The organism is Stenotrophomonas sp. 278, assembly GCF_003935715.1.
Classification (GTDB): domain Bacteria; phylum Pseudomonadota; class Gammaproteobacteria; order Xanthomonadales; family Xanthomonadaceae; genus Stenotrophomonas; species Stenotrophomonas maltophilia_AH.
Map to the genome: position 1 here is coordinate 1 of NZ_RHPP01000085.1, position 18,859 is coordinate 18,859.

At 64.0% G+C, this 18,859-nt stretch carries 18 protein-coding genes; 13 read left to right on the plus strand and 5 right to left on the minus strand.

The genetic code is table 11. The features are described 5' to 3' along the window. Positions 1-265: 265 nt before the first annotated feature. Positions 266-706, minus strand: a complete 441-nt coding sequence (locus EGJ34_RS14120) for a hypothetical protein (RefSeq protein ID WP_125361104.1) — start codon at positions 704-706, stop codon at positions 266-268. A gap of 243 nt (positions 707-949) precedes the next feature. On the opposite strand from EGJ34_RS14120, the gene EGJ34_RS14125 reads away from it, so the two are divergent. Beyond that, positions 950-1,606: a hypothetical protein gene (locus EGJ34_RS14125; RefSeq protein ID WP_125361105.1), complete on the plus strand. Its 657-nt coding sequence runs from the start codon at positions 950-952 to the stop codon at positions 1,604-1,606. Between the two features lie 20 nt (positions 1,607-1,626). Beyond that, the gene (gene cml, locus EGJ34_RS14130) at positions 1,627-2,823 is read left to right on the plus strand and encodes a CmlA/FloR family chloramphenicol efflux MFS transporter (protein WP_125361106.1); all 1,197 of its coding nucleotides are present in this window, start codon (positions 1,627-1,629) and stop codon (positions 2,821-2,823) included. A 221-nt stretch (positions 2,824-3,044) separates the two neighbouring features. Here cml and EGJ34_RS14135 read toward each other — a convergent pair whose 3' ends face one another. The 3 genes from EGJ34_RS14135 to EGJ34_RS14145 form a co-directional block, all read right to left on the minus strand. After that, the gene (locus EGJ34_RS14135) at positions 3,045-3,632 is read right to left on the minus strand and encodes a cysteine dioxygenase family protein (protein WP_125361107.1); all 588 of its coding nucleotides are present in this window, start codon (positions 3,630-3,632) and stop codon (positions 3,045-3,047) included. Between the two features lie 154 nt (positions 3,633-3,786). Further along, positions 3,787-5,394 (minus strand): carboxylesterase/lipase family protein, encoded by a 1,608-nt coding sequence (locus EGJ34_RS14140; protein ID WP_125361108.1) that lies wholly within the window; start codon positions 5,392-5,394, stop codon positions 3,787-3,789. After that, positions 5,391-6,380, minus strand: coding sequence for an alpha/beta hydrolase (locus EGJ34_RS14145; protein ID WP_260477003.1), 990 nt, complete (start codon positions 6,378-6,380; stop codon positions 5,391-5,393). The genes EGJ34_RS14140 and EGJ34_RS14145 overlap by 4 nt, the downstream gene beginning before the upstream one ends. A gap of 186 nt (positions 6,381-6,566) precedes the next feature. Here EGJ34_RS14145 and EGJ34_RS14150 point away from each other — a divergent pair, with 186 nt between their 5' ends. The 9 genes from EGJ34_RS14150 (at position 6,567) to EGJ34_RS14190 (ending at position 16,024) form a co-directional block, all read left to right on the plus strand. Continuing rightward, positions 6,567-7,388, plus strand: coding sequence for a 2-keto-4-pentenoate hydratase (locus EGJ34_RS14150; protein ID WP_125361109.1), 822 nt, complete (start codon positions 6,567-6,569; stop codon positions 7,386-7,388). A gap of 37 nt (positions 7,389-7,425) precedes the next feature. After that, on the plus strand, positions 7,426-8,427 hold the full coding sequence (locus EGJ34_RS14155; protein ID WP_125361110.1) for a TRAP transporter substrate-binding protein: 1,002 nt from the start codon (positions 7,426-7,428) through the stop codon (positions 8,425-8,427). Positions 8,428-8,439: 12 nt separating this feature from the next. Next, entirely contained in the window at positions 8,440-8,973 is a 534-nt protein-coding gene (locus tag EGJ34_RS14160) for a TRAP transporter small permease (protein ID WP_125361111.1), read from the plus strand. Between the two features lie 3 nt (positions 8,974-8,976). Next, entirely contained in the window at positions 8,977-10,260 is a 1,284-nt protein-coding gene (locus EGJ34_RS14165) for a TRAP transporter large permease (RefSeq protein ID WP_125361112.1), read from the plus strand. Between the two features lie 9 nt (positions 10,261-10,269). Continuing rightward, positions 10,270-11,850 carry a family 43 glycosylhydrolase gene (locus tag EGJ34_RS14170; protein ID WP_125361113.1) on the plus strand — a complete coding sequence of 527 codons (1,581 nt, stop codon included), beginning with the start codon at positions 10,270-10,272 and terminating at the stop codon, positions 11,848-11,850. A gap of 41 nt (positions 11,851-11,891) precedes the next feature. Then, positions 11,892-12,950, plus strand: coding sequence for a LacI family DNA-binding transcriptional regulator (locus EGJ34_RS14175; RefSeq protein ID WP_125361114.1), 1,059 nt, complete (start codon positions 11,892-11,894; stop codon positions 12,948-12,950). Between the two features lie 175 nt (positions 12,951-13,125). Further along, positions 13,126-13,974 carry a 5-dehydro-4-deoxy-D-glucuronate isomerase gene (gene kduI / locus EGJ34_RS14180; protein WP_125361115.1) on the plus strand — a complete coding sequence of 283 codons (849 nt, stop codon included), beginning with the start codon at positions 13,126-13,128 and terminating at the stop codon, positions 13,972-13,974. Between the two features lie 66 nt (positions 13,975-14,040). After that, a complete protein-coding gene (kduD, locus tag EGJ34_RS14185; protein WP_125361116.1) occupies positions 14,041-14,796 on the plus strand; it encodes a 2-dehydro-3-deoxy-D-gluconate 5-dehydrogenase KduD in 756 nt (251 codons plus the stop codon). A 121-nt stretch (positions 14,797-14,917) separates the two neighbouring features. Continuing rightward, a complete protein-coding gene (locus EGJ34_RS14190) occupies positions 14,918-16,024 on the plus strand; it encodes a GDSL-type esterase/lipase family protein (RefSeq protein WP_125361117.1) in 1,107 nt (368 codons plus the stop codon). Positions 16,025-16,273: 249 nt separating this feature from the next. Here the strand turns inward: EGJ34_RS14190 and phhA are convergent, their stop codons facing one another. After that, entirely contained in the window at positions 16,274-17,170 is an 897-nt protein-coding gene (gene phhA / locus EGJ34_RS14195; protein ID WP_125361118.1) for a phenylalanine 4-monooxygenase, read from the minus strand. Between the two features lie 126 nt (positions 17,171-17,296). On the opposite strand from phhA, the gene EGJ34_RS14200 reads away from it, so the two are divergent. Both EGJ34_RS14200 and EGJ34_RS14205 read left to right on the plus strand, forming a co-directional pair. Continuing rightward, the gene (locus EGJ34_RS14200) at positions 17,297-17,779 is read left to right on the plus strand and encodes an Lrp/AsnC family transcriptional regulator (RefSeq protein WP_125361119.1); all 483 of its coding nucleotides are present in this window, start codon (positions 17,297-17,299) and stop codon (positions 17,777-17,779) included. Between the two features lie 129 nt (positions 17,780-17,908). Next, complete coding sequence (locus EGJ34_RS14205) at positions 17,909-18,763, plus strand: hypothetical protein (RefSeq protein WP_125361120.1); 855 nt, start codon at positions 17,909-17,911, stop codon at positions 18,761-18,763. Positions 18,764-18,859 lie beyond the last annotated feature (96 nt).

Here is an 18,859-nt window from a genome sequence, read left to right on the forward strand (position 1 = left end):
TCTACGCTTTGACATGAACACTCCTCATGGCCTGGATCGGCCTTCTTGTAAGTGTCCGTGAAAACGGGGGTGAACCCCATCCGTTGCAAGAATGGAAAAGTGCGAATTGTCCTTATGGAGCGTGCGACCACTCGCACATCAATCGAGCATGATCTCAACACCGATCCCTCCGCGCACGATTGGGACGACGCGCGACTGATGTGAAAGAAAGAAGCGACGCCGGTCTCGGCGTCGCTGATTCGCAACTGCTACGCAGAGCTCATCCTTAGCGCCGATTGGGCGTTTCGGTTGGTTGGACGTGCCAGATGACCTGATCAGCACCTTCAAACCGCGAGACAGTGATCTCCTCGTCGAAATAGACCACCGATGCAATCGCATCTTGCGGGAAAGGCCGCGTCGAACTGGGGAGGGATACGCTTACATTCAGATTGTCTGCTGGAACTGCCCATACTCTTCCTTCATTGACGCCTACGGTCAGCTTGATCTGGCCCGTGAGATCGCTAATCTGGATACCAGTTGCTCCATAGTTGAGCAGGCTATGGACAGTCCATTCAGGGTCTAGGCTTAGATCTGTACAGTTGTCGCATGCATTGAGCTCGTGGGCTTGGCGCTCAACGCCGTGATTGTCGGTTCCTTTCTGGGCGAGCGCAAAGGGTGCGAGTGACGACATCGCTGCGATTACGCAGATGTGTTGAATTTCTTGCAATCTAGTCTCCAAGATCGAGAAACATTTGGCGAAAGTCGTCGCATGCTAGTAGAGCCGAGCCACGCAGGCATTGATGAAAGTCTGAGATAGGCCGGTCGCCTAAGCATGCAAGGTCGAGCCGAATCCGGCACCGCCTGTGGTGGCGATCTGATTCGGGCCAGTACAAATTAGGAATCGTATGAGATGCAATAGCCATACGGAGTGCGAGGCTAATCGACCACCGCCAACCCCTTACGAAGTGCCGTGACCAACAGAAGCCCGACGCTCGCCCTCGTACTAATGGCTGTCGCCCTGCAACCGGCATGCTCCTCTCAGGACCCGCCAAGTCCGGCTGCTGAAGATGCACCAAGCGAGCGCCCGGCATCACAGGTCGGCGATGGAGGCAGCATCACCGTGCATCGCGCACTGCCGAAGGTAATGCGCGCCGTCACACCTCATTCACCCGCTCACCGTCCGTCACCTTCTGACTCGATGGAAAGCGATTATCTGAAGGCAGAAGTGAAGTACATTGGGCAGGGGGGCATCGAGTCCAACGAGGTAGAGCAGGTTCTGCAGTCGCGTGAGGCATTCTCAAACGCATTGCAGGACCTTGATGACGAGGGGGTCCGCAACTTGGAGGCGCAGGACATGACTCGACATGTCCGCACCGTCATGCTGCAGGCCTTGGGCGAGAACATGACGGTGCACAGCCTGTCCTGCGGCCTGAGCATTTGCATGGGTTCGGTGCAGAGCGGCTCTGCATTCGATGACATCTGGGCCCACCCCTTCCTGGATCATGGGGCGATCAAGGTCTTCGGGTTTGTCGAAGCGACAGATCGGAGGGGAGGTCTTCACGAGCGCCGGTTTCTGTTTTCTATGGACCCTGAGCTCCCCGGTATCATCGTGCCTCGCGCTCTGTAAGCGACTGTCCCGAGCAACTCATGCATCAACTACAAGGACGTGTCTGGTCCCAAAGCGTCTCAGTAGCGCTGCTGCTGATGGCTCCGTTTGACTTCCTTGCGTCACTAGCGATGGATGTCTATCTCCCCGTCATCCCGAAGATGCCACAGGCACTAGACACATCAGCATTCATGGTACAGCTGACTCTGAGCGCGTATCTGTTGATCCTGGGTGTCGGACAACTGCTGTTCGGCCCTCTCTCAGATCGGATCGGGAGAAGGCCCGTGGTTCTCGGCGGATCAGCCGCCTACGCAGTGGCATCGTTCTCGCTGGCCATGACCAGCGACGGAGAGGCATTTCTCGCCCTGAGGGCGATCCAGGCTATCGGCGCATCCGCAGCGCTTGTGGCGACCTTCGCAACGGTCAGGGACGTGTTCGGAGGGCGTCCGGAGAGCGCGACGGTGTATGGCCTGTTGAGCTCAATGCTTGCCATCGTTCCAGCACTTGGTCCGATACTCGGCGCATTGCTCTCCGATGCAATGGGTTGGAGGTCCATCTTCCTAGTCCTGGGCGCGTTGGCGGCTCTGGCATTCCTGCACGCGCTTTTCAGATGGCATGAAACTGTGCCGAGGGTGGATTCGACAAGCCGTTCCAGCATCCGATCCATCTTCTCAAGTGGACCGTTCTGGGTCTACACGCTCGGCTTCAGCTCGGCGATGGGCGCATTCTTCGTGTTCTTCTCGATCTCCCCTCGGGTACTGATGGACGTTGCTGGCTATTCGCAGATGGCGTTCAGCGTGGCATTTGCTACCGTGGCGGTAGTGATGATGGTGGCAGCTCGGAGTTCGCGTAAGTGGGTTGTAGCTTGGGGTACGCGACGATGCTTCGCCACAGGGACCGTGCTCATGGCATTGGGCGCGATGATCCTGGCGCTGTGCACTATCCAGGCCAAGCCGGGATTCGTGGCGTTCATCATGCCGATGTGGATCATCGCCGCTGGCATTGTTTTGGTGGTGTCTGTCACTGCTAATGGGGCGTTGGCAGCCTTTGATGACAAGGCTGGCACTGCGGTTGCGCTGTACTACGCCATCCAGGGTGTGGTGGTGAGTGCCATGGGAACTTTGGCTACGGTGGTGTTTGGCGGAGGAACACCTTGGGCATTGGTCGGGTTCTGCGGCGTGATGTGTTGGGTCAACGTAGCCGGGATCTGTTGGCTGACAAGGCGCAGCCGGACGTAGAGCCACGCCCTGCGTGGCTGCATCTCGCAAGATGCGCGGAGAGCGTCGCTTCGTTTGTGGGTCATGCCCTACCGGATGTTGAGCGGTTCACGGCGGTCGTCTGGCGAGCGACCCCACCCGGGGCGGCACGGGCGGCGCGGCGCGGTGGCAACGCGGGGCTGCGCGGTGTGGTGTTGGTTTGCGGGTGCAATGCGCCTGGAGCAGCCGGGCAGAGCCCGGCTCTACGCGGCGTCTACTTCCAGTTCTTTGGTGCGGCGTTCGTACCAGCCGTTGGCGGTGGGCTCGAAGATGGAGCTGCGTACCATCTCGCCCTGGTAGACGTGTACGGAGATGGCCAGCTGATCTTCGCTGGCGTTGCGGATGGTGTGGTACTCGTGCGGGGGAATCAGGCTGCCGGCGCTGCCGCAATCTCCGACGACGCACGGCTGTGCGCGGAAGCGGAAACGCTCGCCGTCGCGTTCCAGCAGCTCGTACTGGGTGATTTCCAGTTGGCCGAGCCATACGCCTTCCACACACCAGAGGCCGCTGTGGTCGTGCAGCGGTGTGCCCTGCCCCGGGCCCCAGCTCATGGCGACGATGCTGTAGCCGTGTTCGGGGCTGCGGTAGAGCTCGCGGCGCGCGTAGTGGTCTTCCACCGGTTGGTGGACGCAGGCGGGGAGCTGGATGCGGCTGTCGGCAATGGCCTGGCGTAGCGCGGTCTGCAGCATCACTGCGATGCGGCGTGGGTCGTTCTGTTCGACGGCGTGGTCAACGGCGGCGATGAGACGGTCGCGGCCATGGAACGTCGGGAAGGTGCAGGTCGTGTCCATGACCGAAGTCTAGGCGATCAAGGTGAAAAACTCGTTTGATCTGGATCACGGAAGTTGTTTGAGGATTGTCCGAAATTGCGTGCCGTTTGCGTTGTGGCGCGAGGAGCAGCCGGGCAAGCCCGGCTCTACGATCCGTGTTCACCATGATTTGCGGTCATTGTGTGCCGCGTTGGAGGAATGGCACCTGCTGGTACAGGCGGCGCTCGCCGCCGCGGGGGTCGTCGGCTTGCTGCGAGTGCACATCGAACAGCATGGTCTGGCGGCGTTGGAGTGAATACGGGTGCCATTGGGCCAGCTTCCCGTGATTGGGGTTGCCGGTGCAGGCGAACGCGAGCAGTGCGTCGCTCATTGCATCGGCCACTTGCTGTGCCGCTTCGCCCGTGCCGGTCCTGGAGCCTTCGGCACCCAGGTTGTGGAACACCAGCGGAATATCCAGCGTGTGGTACGCGCGCAGCCTGGCATCCAGCGGGGTTCCCCAGTCGAGCTGGTACGCCCAGGTGGGTGAACCCTGGCGAGCACGAGCTTCCAGTTCCTCGATTGCCCCGCGCCATGAGCGGCCGGCGGTGGTGGCGGCGAAGAACACCTCCGAAGGTGTGTACTGCGGATACAACCGGCGGTACTCCGCAATGACCGCGGAGGGTAGCAGGTCGACGAACTGCTCCTTCTCCAGCTTGGCCGGCAGGCTCTCCCAGGTCAGCTCAAAGTTGGCGGGATCATTGCCGAGAAACGCACGTGTTTCATCATGTGTGTTGCCAATGACCATCGGAATGCCGGCCGACTGCGCCGGAGCCTGTGGCCAGAACGGGTGCACGGGCAACGCATCGCCATCCAGCACCGGCCCGAAGTACAAGCTGGTGCTCTCCACCCGCGAAGGGTCGCGCGCCTTGGTCGCGGCGAGCAGCGCAGAAGCGGGCAACGCCAGCAGCGCATCCACATCGCGCGCGCCCACCGCCTCCATCGCGATGCGCGCCCGTTGCGTGGCCGCACGCGGTCCCGCCGCTGTGACCTGCTGCCCGCTCATGGTCCATGCCTTGTGGAACAAGCCCTTGGCAGCCGGCATCGCCATCAGCGTGGCAATCTTTGCGCCGCCACCGCTCTGGCCGAACACGGTGATGTTGTCGGCGTCGCCGCCGAACTCATGCGCGTGCTCGCGCACCCACTGCAGCGCCTGGATCAGATCCAGCTGGCCCACATTGCCGGAGTCCGCGAAGCGATCATCGCCGAGCTGGCCCAGGTACAGATAGCCGAACACATTGAGACGGTGGTTCACCGTCACAACCACCACGTCGCCGCGCTGGCACAACGCGCTGCCGTCATACAGCGAGTCGCTGCCGGAGCCGTTGTTGTACGCGCCGCCGTGGATATAGAACAGGATCGGCCGGCGGCGACCGTCGCGTAGTGCCGGGGTCCAGACGTTGAGAAACAGGCAATCCTCGCTGCCCGGGCCTTCGTTGCTGCCCTGAGGTGCCGCGCTGCCGTAAGCCAAAGCATCGCGCACACCGCGCCAGGGTGTCTCGGGCAGCGCCGGCTGGAAGCGGCGCATGGCGGTGTCTGCGCCATAAGGCACGCCTCGAAACCGATGCACGCCGTCGACAAGTTCGCCGCGCAGGCGGCCACCACGGACCCGCGCCAGCGAAGCAGTCCCCGCAGCAGCGCTGTCAGCAGACGTCAGCAACGAGGAACCGGCCACACTCAGCATCAGGGCATAGCGCGCGCTGTCACGCAGGAAGCGGCGACGCTGCAAATCGGCGGGCGTGGTCATGGGCGCGGCTCCTGTGCCTGCATCCAGCGCAGTGCCAGCGCTGGCCATTGCGTGGTGGTGAGATCCGTAGGAATGCGCACGCCGAAGCCATGCCCGCCGTGCGCGAACAGGTGCATCTCGCTGGACACCCCAGCCTGCAGCAGCGCCTGGTAGTACAGCAGGCTGTTCTGCACGGGCACCACGTCATCGTCCTGCGCGTGGACCAGGAAGGTGGGCGGGGTCCTGGCGCTCACCTGCCGCTGCATCGAGAACTGCTGGGTCAGCGCGGCATCCGGATGCTCGCCCAGCAACCGCTGACGCGAGCCGCTGTGGGCATGCGCACCCATGTCGATCACCGGGTACATCAGCAGCGCGAAATCAGGCCGCGCACTGACCGCGTCAATGGCGTCGCCCACACCAGCCAGCGGCGTATCAAAGCCCGTGCTCAGGCGCGCCGCCACATGCCCGCCGGCTGAAAACCCTATTACCCCGATCCGTTCCGGGTCCAGCTGCAAACGTGCGGCGTCATGACGGATCAACCGCAGCGCCCGCTGCGCGTCGGCCAGCGCGACCTGCCGGTCCGTGCGTCCTGCTGGTAGCCGGTATCGCAGCACGAACAGGGTCACCCCGCCCTGCTCCACGAAGGCCGGCACCAGCGCGGTGCCCTCCTTGTCCAGCACGATGCGCTGGTAGCCGCCGCCCGGAATGACCAGCAGCGCGCTGCCATTGGGCTTGGCCGGGCGATACGCCACCAGGTACGGCGCGCTGACGCCATCGATGTAGCGGTCCGGCAGGGCCGGATCGTCGCTGCGCTCGATCACGCGGGGCGCAGAAGCCTGCCCGCGCTCCCCTGGCACCTTCCCCACCGGCCACAGCGCTATGCGCTCCGGGCTGCCGACGGCAGGTTCACTCTCCGGCACCGCCCGATCACCCGCCCAGGTCGGGGCAGCAACGCCAACAGCCACCAGACCACCCAGCAACAAAGACATCCACACGGCACATCGCATCGGCAACGGTTCCTTTCCGGTAAGACCCCGCCATCAGGCGGGGCCAGGGACAGCCTGTCACCGCAAGGGTTTGCACCATACGCCTGGCTTCTGACGCAGTGCACATTGCCAATGACACCGGTTTACCATATACAGCTCATCCAAGCACTGTCGATGGGCAGTGCAACAAATCACCGGGAGACCCGCTTGAGCAACGATCACGGCCATCAGGACCTGCCCGCACCGGGGCTGGACAGCATCGCCAGCGCCTTTGTCACCGCCCGCCAGCAGGGGCGGGCGCTGCCGGATTTCCCCGGCACCATTCCCGATGACCTGGTCACGGCCTATCAGGTGCAGGACCTGGCCATTGGCCAGTGGAACGACCAGACCGTGGGCTGGAAGGTCGGCTACATCGCCGCCGAGCGCCGCGATGTGTCTGGAGACGACCGCCTGCTCGGCCCGATTTTCTCTCGTCAGCTCTGGAATGCTACCGGTGGAACAGTGGACATTCCGGTATTCGTGGGTGGCTTCGGCGCGGTCGAGGCCGAGTACGTGATCGAGCTGCTGGAAGACGCCCCGGCCGACAAGCTGGACTGGACCCCGGAAGAGGCCGAAGCCCTGCCGGCACGCCTGTACATCGGCGTGGAAGTGGCCAGCAGCCCGCTCGCCACCATCAACCAGCTCGGCCCGCGTGTGGTGGTCAGCGACTTCGGTAACAACAACGGCCTGGTGCTGGGGCCGGAGATTCCGAAATGGACCGCCCTGGACGATGCCCAGCTGCGTGCGGAAACGCTGATCGAGGGCAGCGTGGTCGGCACCGGCGGAGCCGGCAACCTGCCCGGTGGCCTGCGCGCCGCCTATGCGTTCGCACTGGCCCGTTCGGCCCGCCGCGGCCGCCCGCTCAAGGCCGGCGAACTGATCGCCAGTGGCAATGCCACCGGTATCCATGACATTGCCGTAGGCCAACAGGCACTGATCCGCTTCGCCGGTTACGGCGACATTACCTGCAGGGCCATCGCTGCCGGGTAATCCAGCAGCCATGGCGAGTCCGCTTGGGAGGGCGCAGATGTTTACTCGCAGAAAGTTCCTGGCCACCGGCGTCGGCGCGCTCAGCGTGCCGCTGCTGTCGGCCTGTTCAAAGAGCAGTGCGCTGCCGGAAGGTAGCCAGCTGCTCACCGCTACCGACGTGCACGTGGCTGACTACCCCACCGTTACTGCGGTGAAGTGGATCGGCCAGCAGCTGGAGGAAAAAACCGGCGGCCGGCTGCGCCTGCGCCAGTACCACTCCGGCCAGTTGGGCCGTGAAAGCGAGGCGATCGACATGGCCCGTTTCGGGGCCATCGATATCACCCGCGTGTACTCCGGCGCGCTGAACAACGCGTTTCCGCTGACCCAGGCGCTGTGTCTGCCATATGTGTTCGAGTCGGTGGCGCACATGCGCCGCGCAATGGACGGCGGCGTGGCCGAACAGGTGCTGCGCGGCTTCGAAACCCGTGATCTGGTCGGCCTGGCCATTTACGACTCGGGCGCGCGCTGCTTCTACAACACCAAGCATCCGATCGTGGAACCGAAGGACCTGCACGGCCTGAAGCTCCGTGTAGCGAACTCGGACATCTTCATCCAGCTGATGCGTCTGCTGGGCGCGAACCCGACGCCGATGTCGCTGGGCGACACCTTCTCGGGCATGGAAACGCACATGATCGACGGTGCGGAAAACAATCTGCGCAGCTTCCACTCCAGCCGTCACTTCGAAGCGGCGCGTTACTGGTCGCAGAGCGACCACTCCTACGCACCGGACGTGCTGCTGATCTCGCGCCGCACGTTCGAGTCGCTGAGCCCGGCCGACCGCCAGCTGCTGCTGGAAACGGCGCGTGCGTCAGTGCAGGTGATGCGCGAGCAGTGGGACGCCTCCGAAAGCATCGCCCGCAAGGCGGTGACCGACTTCGGCATCCAGTTCAACGAGGTCGACATGCCGGCCTTCCGCAAGGCCGCCGACCCGCTGCTGCAGCAGTACCTGCAGCGCCCGGAGATCGCCGCCCTCACCCGTCGCATCCGCGACTTCGCCTGAGGACCCCCGATCATGTCCGAGACGAATGCTGAAACCACGGTCGACACCCGCAGCGCGCCGCAACGCGCGCTGGACGCGATCGCCAACGTCGCCATCCACATTGCCGTGCTGGCCCTGCTCGGGCTGGTGGTGGTGCAGGGCTGGCAGGTGTTCGCGCGCTATGTGATCAATGACTCGCCGAGCTGGACCGAACCGGTCACCCTGCTGCTGCTGGCCACCGCGATGAGCCTTGGCGCGGCCACCGGCGTGCACACCCGCCGCCACTTCGGCTTCTTCCTGCTGGCCGCACACATGAAGCCCGGCTTGCGCCGCATCAACGAGATGGTGTGCTCGCTGGTGGTGGCGGTGCTGGGCGTGGTGATTGCCTGGTGGGCGGGCGTGCTGCTGCTTGATGGTCTGGATATCAAGACCGCGGGTGCCAACCTGCCGCAGAGCATCAACTACCTGCCGCTGTCCATTGGCGGCGCGCTGATGGCCGTATTCGCGTTGAACCAGATCGTGCAGGCCACGCAGCCGGCGGTTGAAGAAGCCGAGGGGGACCGCTGAGTCATGGGAATCACCATTCTTTTCGCTGTATTCGCACTGCTGCTGCTGATGGGCGTGCCGGTGGCCTATGCGCTGGCCGCAGCCGCCCTGGCTACGTTGTGGTATCTGGACCTGCCGACCGTGGTGCTGGTGCAGCAGATCTCCGCCGGTACCGGTTCGGCGTCGCTGATTGCGATTCCACTGTTCATCTTCGCCGGCGAGATCATGATGCGCGGCGGCATCTCCGAGCGGTTGATCGGGCTGGCCTCCTCGCTGGTCGGTCGCCTGCGCGGTGGACTGGGCCAGGTGTCGATCCTGTCCTCGCTGTTCTTCGGCGGCGTGTCTGGCTCGGCCATCGCCGACGTCTCGGCGGTCGGCGGCACGATGATTCCGCAGATGGTCAAGCGTGGCTATGACCGCGACTTCGCGGTCAACGTCAGCATCACCGCCGCACTGGTGGCGCTGCTGGTGCCGCCGTCGCACAACCTGATTCTTTTTTCGGCAGCGGCAGGCGGCGGTCTCTCCATCGCCGACCTGTTCGCGGCCGGCATCATGCCCGCGCTGCTGATGACGGTGGCGCTGATGGTCACCGGCTATGCGGTGGCCCGTAAGCGCGGCTATGGCGTGGAGATCTTCCCGGGCTGGCGCGCCGTGCTGCTACGCATGGTCTCCGCCCTGCCCGGTCTTGGCCTGGTGGCGCTGATTTTCGTTGGTATCCGTGCGGGCATCTTCACTGCGGTGGAAAGCGCCGCGATTGCCGTGGTCTACGCACTGCTGGTGACCACCGTGCTGTACCGCCAGCTCAACTGGCGCGAGTTCATGGGCACGGTGACCCACGCTGCGCGCAGCACCGGTGTGATCCTGTTCGTGATCGCCACCGCAGCGGTGTTCGGCTGGCTGCTGGCCTATCTGCAGGTACCGGCCGCGGCCGTGGAGTTCCTGCAGTCGTTCGCGCACAGCAATGTGATGGTGCTGCTGATGATCGTGGTCATGCTGCTGCTGCTGGGTACCTTCATGGACCTGGCTCCGATGATCCTGATCTGCACCCCGATCTTCCTGCCGGTGGCCAAGGCCTATGGCATCGACCCGATCCACTTCGGGCTGGTGCTGGTGCTGACCGGTGGCCTCGGTCTGGTGACCCCGCCGGTGGGCTCGGTGCTGTTCATCGGCACCGCCATCGGCAAGATCAGCGTCGGCGAGAGCATGAAGAGCATCTGGCCATTCTGGTTCGCGGCGCTGCTGGTGCTGATGATCGTCACTTTCTTCCCGCAGCTGTCGCTGTGGCTGCCCCAGCTGCTGCGCGCATAAAGGATGACCATGCATCTGAAATCACTTCTGGCCCCCTTGGCCACTGTCGCCCTGCTGTTGGCGGTCAACAGCCACGCCGCCGACCCGGCACCGACCTGGAAGCGCGGCATCGAAAACCAGCGCCAGGCCGACCTCGGCAACGGCACTTTCCTCAACCCGGTGTTCGCCGGCGACCGCCCGGACCCGTCGGTGCTCAAGGACGGTGAGGACTACTACCTCACCCTGTCCTCGTTCGACGCCTACCCCGGCCTGCCGATCTGGCACTCGCGTGACCTGGTGAACTGGCAGCCGCTCGGCCACGCCATCACCAGGAACGTGGGCGCGATCTGGGCACCGGACATCGTCAAGCACGAAGGCCGCTACTACATCTATTTCCCGGCCCGCACCGCCGAGGCGCGCAGCAACTTCGTGGTCTGGTCCGACAGCATCAACGGTCCTTGGAGCGAGCCCATCGATCTGGGCCTGGGCGGCTACATCGATCCGGGTCATGCGGTCGGTGAGGACGGCAAGCGCTATCTGTTCCTCAGCGGCGGTGCCTACGTGCAGCTGGCCGACGACGGCCTCAGCGTGGTCGGCACCCCCAAGCACGTCTACGACGGCTGGAAGTACCCGGAAAGCTGGGATGTGGAGGCGTATGCCCAGGAAGGCCCGAAGATCAACTTCCACAATGGCTGGTACTACATGACCACCGCGGTGGGCGGCACCGCCGGTCCGCCGACCGGGCACATGGTGATCACCGCGCGCTCGCGCTCGATCCATGGGCCGTGGCAGAACTCGCCGCACAACCCGATCACCCGCACCAAATCCAAGGACGAGCCGTGGTGGTCGCGCGGCCACGCCACCGTGGTGGAAGGCACCGATGGGCGCTGGTGGATGATCTACCACGGCTACGAGAATGGCTATTGGACCCTGGGCCGGCAGGCCCTGCTGGAACCGATCGAATGGACCGACGACGGCTGGTTCGTGGCCAAGGGCGGCGATCTCGGCCAGCCGCTGGCCAAGCCCTCGGGCAGCTCGGTGGGTCCGCACGGCATGGCCCTGTCGGATGACTTCACCGGCAAGACCCTGGGCTCGCAGTGGTCGTTCTTCAACCCGGCCCAGGATGAATACCGCCGCCTGAACTTCACCGGCAACGGCCTGGAAGTCCAAGGCAAGGGCGAAACCCCGCGCGACAGCTCGCCGCTGACGGTGATTGCCGGCGACCAGGCCTACCAGTACGAGGTGGAAATGGACATCGCCCCCGGCGCGGTGGGGGGTGCCCTGCTGTTCTACAGCGACCGCCTGTACGTGGGCGTGGGAAGCAACGGCGAGAAGTTCATCATGCACCGCTATGGTGAGGAGCGCCCTACCCGGCTTTCCCCCAGCGCCAAGGGTGGCAAGCTGTGGCTGCGGGTCACCAACAACCGCCACATCGTGACCATTCACACCTCGACCGATGGCAGGGTCTGGCAGAAGTATCCGGTTCAGATGGAAGTCTCCGGCTACCATCACAATGTGGCGGGCAAGTTCCTGGCCCTGAAGCCGGCCCTGTATGCAGCCGGCAATGGCAAGGTCACCTTCCGCAAGTTCCGCTACCGCGCGCTCGATTGAGCGCAGCGGTAGACTCTTCCGACCCATCCGGTTTGAACTCCATGTCATCGCGCCCCAAGACCGACGCCGCACCGCAGGACCTGCCCAAGGGCAAAGCTGCCACCATCAACGACATCGCGCGTCTGTCCGGGGTCTCCAAGAAAACGGTTTCGCGGATCATCAACAACTCGCCGCTGGTGCGCAAAGACACCCGCGAGAAGGTCGAGGCGCTGATGCGCGAAGTGGGCTATGCGCCGGACCCGCTGGCCCGCGGGCTGGCGTTCCGCCGTTCGTTCCTGATCGGCATGGTCTACGACAACCCTACCGCGCAGTACATCGTGGACATGCAGTACGGCGCGCTGGATGCATTACGCGGCTCCAGCTTTGAACTGGTAGTGCACCCCTGTGATTCGCGCAGCCCCGGCTACATCGAAGGCGTGCGCCGCTTCGTGCAGCAGCAGAAGCTGCACGGCGTGATCCTGGTGCCACGTGCCTCGGAAGACCAGGCGCTGGTCGACATGCTGGATGAAATCGGCTGCCGCTTCACGCGCATTGCCTCGCTGCCGCTGGATGACACCTCGCAGATGGTGGTCACCCACGACCGCGATGGTGCCGCCGAAGCGGCCGACTACCTGCTGTCGCTGGGCCACCGCGATATCGCCCTGGTCACCGGCCCCAGCGCCTACCGCTCCGCGCACGAGCGCACCGCCGGCTTCATCGACGCGCTGGCCAAGCGCGGCATCGAGCTGCCGCCGGAGCGCATCGTCGAGGCCGGTTACACCTTCGAATCCGGCGTGGCCGCAGCGGAAAAACTGCTGCTGGGCAAGCAGCGCCCGACCGCCATCTTCACCGGTAACGATGAAATGGCCGCCGGTATCTACAAGGTGGCCCTGCGTGCGGGCATCAATATCCCGCGCGAGCTGTCCATCATCGGCTACGACGACAGCCCGCTGGCCTCGCGCCTGTGGCCGTCCTTGACCTCGGTTCGCCGCCACACCCGCGACACCGGCCGGACCGCCGCCGCGATGCTGATCCAGCCCGATAGCCAGGCCGCGCTGCAGATCGCCAGCGTGCGCCCGCACCTGATCGTGCGCGATTCCTGCCAGCCGCCTCTCGATTGACCGGTCGCCCCGGGTCATGACAACACGCACATCCCACCGGTAGGTCACGACCGTTGGTCGTGACCCCCTCAACCCCGTACCGCACCGCAAAATGACACCGGTTTCCCAGCTGGGTACAATCAGCCGAAATCGTGCCGGGGCCGACCATCGGCCCGCCCCCTGCTCTGGAGATGCCATGTACTGCAAGACCCACTACGCCACCCATCCCGACGCCATCAAGGGTGCCAGCAACGATGACCTGCGCGACCTGTACCTGCTCGACGGTCTGTTCAACGCCGACACGGTGACCCTGAAGTACACCCACTACGAGCGCTTCGTGCTCGGCGGTGCCGCGCCGGTGAAGGGTCCGGTGTCGCTGCCCAAGCAGACCGAACCGGCCTCGGCCGCCGGTCACCCGTTCCTGGAGCGTCGCGAGCTGGGCGTGATCAACGTCGGTGCCGGCACCGGTACCGTCACCGTCGACGGCACCGTCTACACGCTGGGCCCGAAGGATGGCCTGTACGTGGCCATGGGCAGCGAAGAAGTCGTGTTCGCCTCCAACGACGCCGCCACCCCGGCGCAGTTCTACCTGGCGTCCACCCCGGCCCACGCGCGCTTTGAAACCAAGCAGCTGTCGATCAAGGACGCGGTGGCGCTGGAGCGCGGCGCGCTGGAAACCAGCAACGAACGCACCATCTACCAGTACATCGTGCCGGCCACCTGCCAGTCCTCGCAGCTGCTGCTGGGCCTGACCGTGCTGAAGCCGGGCAGCGTGTGGAACACCATGCCGCCGCACCTGCACGACCGTCGCAGCGAAGTGTATTTCTACTTCGACCTGGGCCAGAACGATCGCGTCTACCACTTCATGGGCGAGCCGGAAGCGCAGCGCCACATCGTCATCCAGAACAACGAAGCGGTGGTGTCGCCGCCGTGGTCGATCCACATGGGCGCGGGCACCAGCAACTACGCCTTCATCTGGGCGATGGGGGGCGAAAACCTCGACTACACCGACATGCACGTGCTGGACATCTGCCAGCTCAAGTAACCCGTATCGCAGCGCCCGCATCGCGCGGGCGCTGCCTGTGCCGCATTGGAAAAGGATCGCAACGCAATGGCTAATCCGTTCAGTCTGGAAGGCAAGATCGCTCTGGTAACCGGTGGCAACACCGGCCTGGGGCAGGGCATCGCAGTCGCGCTGGCAGAAGCCGGTGCCGACGTCGCCGTGGCTGGCATCGCACCGCCCACCGACACCATCGCCAAAATCACCGCGCTGGGTCGCCGCTGCCTGGCCATCGAAGCCAACCTGATCAGCATTGAACCGGTGGAGCGCGTGGTGCGCGAAACCATCGAAGGGCTGGGTGGACTGGACATCCTGGTCAACAACGCCGGCCTGATCCGCCGCGCGGATGCGGTGGAGTTCAGCGAGCAGGACTGGGATGACGTGATGAACGTCAACATCAAGTCTGCGTTCTTCATCTCGCAGGCCGCCGGCAAGCATTTCATCGCGCAGGGCAGCGGCAAGATCATCAACATTGCCTCGATGCTGTCGTTCCAGGGCGGCATCCGGGTGCCGTCGTACACCGCCAGCAAGAGCGGCATCGCCGGCATCACCCGTCTGCTCGCCAATGAATGGGCGGCCAAGGGCATCAACGTCAACGCGATCGCGCCGGGCTACATGGCCACCGACAACACCGCCGCGCTGCGTGCTGATGAAGACCGCAACAAGTCGATCCTGGACCGCATTCCGGCCGCGCGCTGGGGCAACCCGGAAGACCTGGCCGGTGCAGCCGTGTTCCTGGCCTCGCGCGCATCGGATTACGTAAACGGTGCGGTGCTGCCGGTCGATGGTGGTTGGTTGGCGCGGTAATCCAGGCGTGCCGACCAACGGTCGGCACCTACCGGTTCGGCGACGCACGTTGAACGCGGTGTTTGAACACAAGGTAGGTACCGACCGTTGGTCGGTACCCTCCAACCCCAGGAGCCCGAACATGCACCGCATCCTGCTCCCGATCCTGCTGTTCCTCGCCCCCATCGCCGCACACGCCGCCCCACATCGCGTCTTCATCGCCGGCGACTCGACTGCGGCCGAATACGGCCCGGAACGCGCGCCGCAGGCCGGATGGGGCCAGGCTCTGCAGAGTTACCTCGACCCCGCGCAATGGCAGGTGCACAACCATGCCAAGGGCGGCCGCAGCGCCCGCAGTTTCATTGAAGAAAAGCGCCTCGACGCCATCGCCACTGAGCTGAAACCCGGCGACGTGCTGCTGATCGGCTTCGGCCACAACGACGCCAAGTTCGAAGACCCCACCCGCTACAACGATCCTGCACAGGCGTACCCGCAGTACCTGCTGCGCTACGTACAGCTGGCGCACGAGAAACGAGCTACGCCGATTCTGGTCACACCCGCCGCACGCCTGCTGTACGACTTCGGCTCACTGCTGGATACGCATGGCCTGTACACCCAGGCAATGAAACAACTTGCGCAGCAGGAACAGGTAGCGCTGATCGACCTCAACGCGCGCTCGAGCCAGTGGATCCGCGCGCTGGGCGAGCAGGGCGCACGCCCGTATTTCCTGTTCGTGCCGGAACAGAACAAGGCCGACGGCACCCACTTCAGCGTGGCCGGTGCCAACGCCGTGGCCTGTCTGGTGGTGCGTGAGTGGGTCGGGCTGCAGCCGGAAATGAAGGGCGCGCTGAAGCGCGACATTGATTGCGATGTGACCCAGCCGGCAGGGCAGGGCGCGGATGCCGCCAAGCCGTCGCGCGTGGTGCACGAACGCGACATCGCGGTCAGTCAGCCCGGCCCGCACGGCGGGGCAGGGCCGACCACCGCGTATCCGTTCTTCGCCGAAGACAACCTGCCGTTCTTGCTGCGCAAGCGCGTGCTGCACAAAGGGGCGGGCATTGGATTGCACCCGCAGCACAAGGACGAGATCTATTACATCGTCAGCGGGCAGGGCAGCTATGTGCTTGATGGCAAGCAGTACGACGTGGCGGCAGGGGACGCGCTGCTGACCCGAGTGGGTAGCGTGCACGCGTTGCAGCAGAGAGGGGAGCAGGATCTGGTAGTGCTGTTGGCGTATCCAACCCGGTAGCGCCGGCCCTTGGCCGGCCCTCGACACCGCCTGGGCCGGCCAACGGCCGGCGCTAACGGAATCCGGGCGACTCGCTAACCTTCAAAAGCTCCAGACGCTTTTGAAGGTTAGCGCCCTAAACTTCAAAAGCCCGGTGAATTGCGACAACATCAAATGGCCGGCGCTCTGCGCCGTCGAACGACCAACGGTCGTGCGCCACCGAGTGCATGCAGCGCGGTAGGTCACGACCGTTGGTCGTGACCCCACTTATCAAACATCCCCACCTTCCGCCCAGCCCTCGCCCGTGCCTTTATGGAACACGTGGTCGAAGGTCTGCACGTCACCGGCCGGCAGGTGCTCCTGCTGCTCCAGCGCGGCATAGATCGGCGTGAAATCCGGATCAGTCGCCTGCATCAGCTGCTCGAAGCTGTCGATCACGAAGTAGGTCTTCTGGAAGGTGTCGATGCGGTAGCGGGTGCGCATGATCCGCTCCAGATCAAACCCGATCCGGTTCGGTGCGTCCGACTCCAGCGAGTACAGCGACTCGCCCTTGGACGACACAATGCCGGCACCGTAGATGCGCAACCCTTCGGGCGTGTTGATCAGCCCGAACTCCACCGTGTACCAGTACAGGCGGGTCAGGTTCTGCAGCGCATCCGGGCCGATCGCGTGGGCTTTGACCCCGCCACGGCCGTATGCGGCCATGTAGTCGGCAAACACCGGGTTCATCAGCAGCGGCACGTGCCCGAACAGGTCATGGAACATGTCCGGCTCGGCGATGTAGTCGATCTGGTCCGGGCGGCGGATCCACCAGGTGACCGGGAAGCGGCGGTTGGCCAGATGGTCGAAGAAGTCCAGCTCCGGCAGCAGCCCCTCCACGCCGACCAGGGTCCAGCCGGTGGCGGCACCCAGCACTTCGTTGAGCTGGTCGAAGCGCGGAATCATGTGCGCGCTCATGCCCATCTCGTCCTGCGCCTTCAGGAACTCGCCGCAGGCGCGGCCTTCCAGTAGCTCGCGCTGGCGCTGGTACAGCGTGCTCCAGGTGGCGTGGTCGTCGGCGGTGTAGCTGTCCCAGGGCTGTTCCACCACGGCGGTGGTATACACCGGCACATAGCCCTTGTCGGTCTCGTGGCGTTCGACGCGGCGGGGGGCAGTGGCGGTTTCCATCGGCGTGGACTCCTGGGAAGTGATCCCTGATGCTAGGGCAGGGGGCGCGCAACAGGGTTGCAAAGTTGCACGCATATCCCGGTTTGGCGCAATATCGTTGCGTCCATTCCATGTTGCGGAGCAGCAATGACCGGAGTAACCCAGTTCGACCGCACGGATCTGCGTTTGCTGGCGGAAATCCAGCAGCACGGCCGCGCCACCAACGCCGAGCTGGCTGCCCGGGTGAACCTGTCCGCCTCGGCCTGCCTGCGCCGGGTACAGCGGCTGGAGGCGGAAGGGGTGATCGCCGGTTACGGTGCCCGACTTGACCCCAAGCGGATCGGCCTGGGATTGCAGGCCTTCGTGCGCGTGCAGCTGGAGAAGCACGACCAGCAGGCCATCGCGTTGTTCGCCGACAGCGTGATCGAGTGGGACGCGGTGGTGGCATGCCACGCACTCACCGGTGACATGGATTACCTGCTGCACGTGTACGTGCGCGACCTCGAACACTTCTCCAGCTTCCTGCTCGACAAGCTGCTCAATGCAGCAGGCGTGGCCGACGTCAATTCGAGCTTCGTCCTGCGCACCGTAAAGGATTTCCAGTCGTTACCGCTCACGCAGCTCGAGTAGAGCCGGGCTTGCCCGGCTGCTCTTCGCACACACCTGACGCATCCGGCTTTGATCCGCCCCACACGCCTCCCCCATACTGCAAACAACGCAACTCGCGCGCGCAACCACGGAAAGGACCTGCGACAACCCGTGAACTTCATCTCAAAAACCGTCTGGGCCCTCAGCCTGCTGCTCCCGCTCGCCGCCTGCGCCAAGCAGGAAGCGCCGGCGAAAACCATGACCAACGAGCAGGGCTGCACCCGCATCCGCAGCATCGGCCCGCAGGATCCGTACAAGGATCCACCGCCGTTGAAGCAGGCGTGTCTGGGGCCGTATCTGCTGGAAATACCGCAGAACTACTTCTACAACCAGATCGGCACTGAACACGATGGCAGCTATGCACTCGCGTTGGAGTATCCGTCGCTGGAGCCGTTCAAGCCTGGGGAGCGGATGGGGTTGACTGTCGATGTGGCCGTGCGGACTGTGATGGTCAGATACGACTACATCGACCGGACCGATGTTGAGTTGGTGATGAAGCGGAAGTACACGCCTATGGATCATCAGGCCGGCGATCCAGAGGAGTCTCTCGATACCCGGATAAAGGGTGAGCTCAAGAACGGCCTAACGCCATACTACGTGGACATGGAGAAGGTGCGCGCCCACTACCTTGATGAAGGCATGCGAGAGAACGCGCCAGTCATGAAAACAGACTGGCACACCGACTGGTACCTCGGTCGCGATGCCAATGGTGAGGTGACCACCGTCATCAAGTGCACGCCTCGGGAGATTACGGAGTCCGGAGTTGAGTACCGAGGTGGAAAAATGGTCAAGAGCAAGAGTGAAGGTCTCGCGGAATGCGACCACACCCTCATGATGGCCGACCTCGACACGATCATAAGGATGAACTATCCCAGAGAAGGAGTGCTTCACTGGCGGAAGCTTGAGACACGTGCTCGACAACTGGTTACCAACTCCATCGTTGATACAAGAAGGGATGCTAAGTGATGCCGGGTTTGTGTAATGACCCACCGGTTCCTGCTCAGGTCATGCAGTTAATGTAGCGGCATAAGCCGCGTCCGGGGTCATCATCTTCAGCGCCTG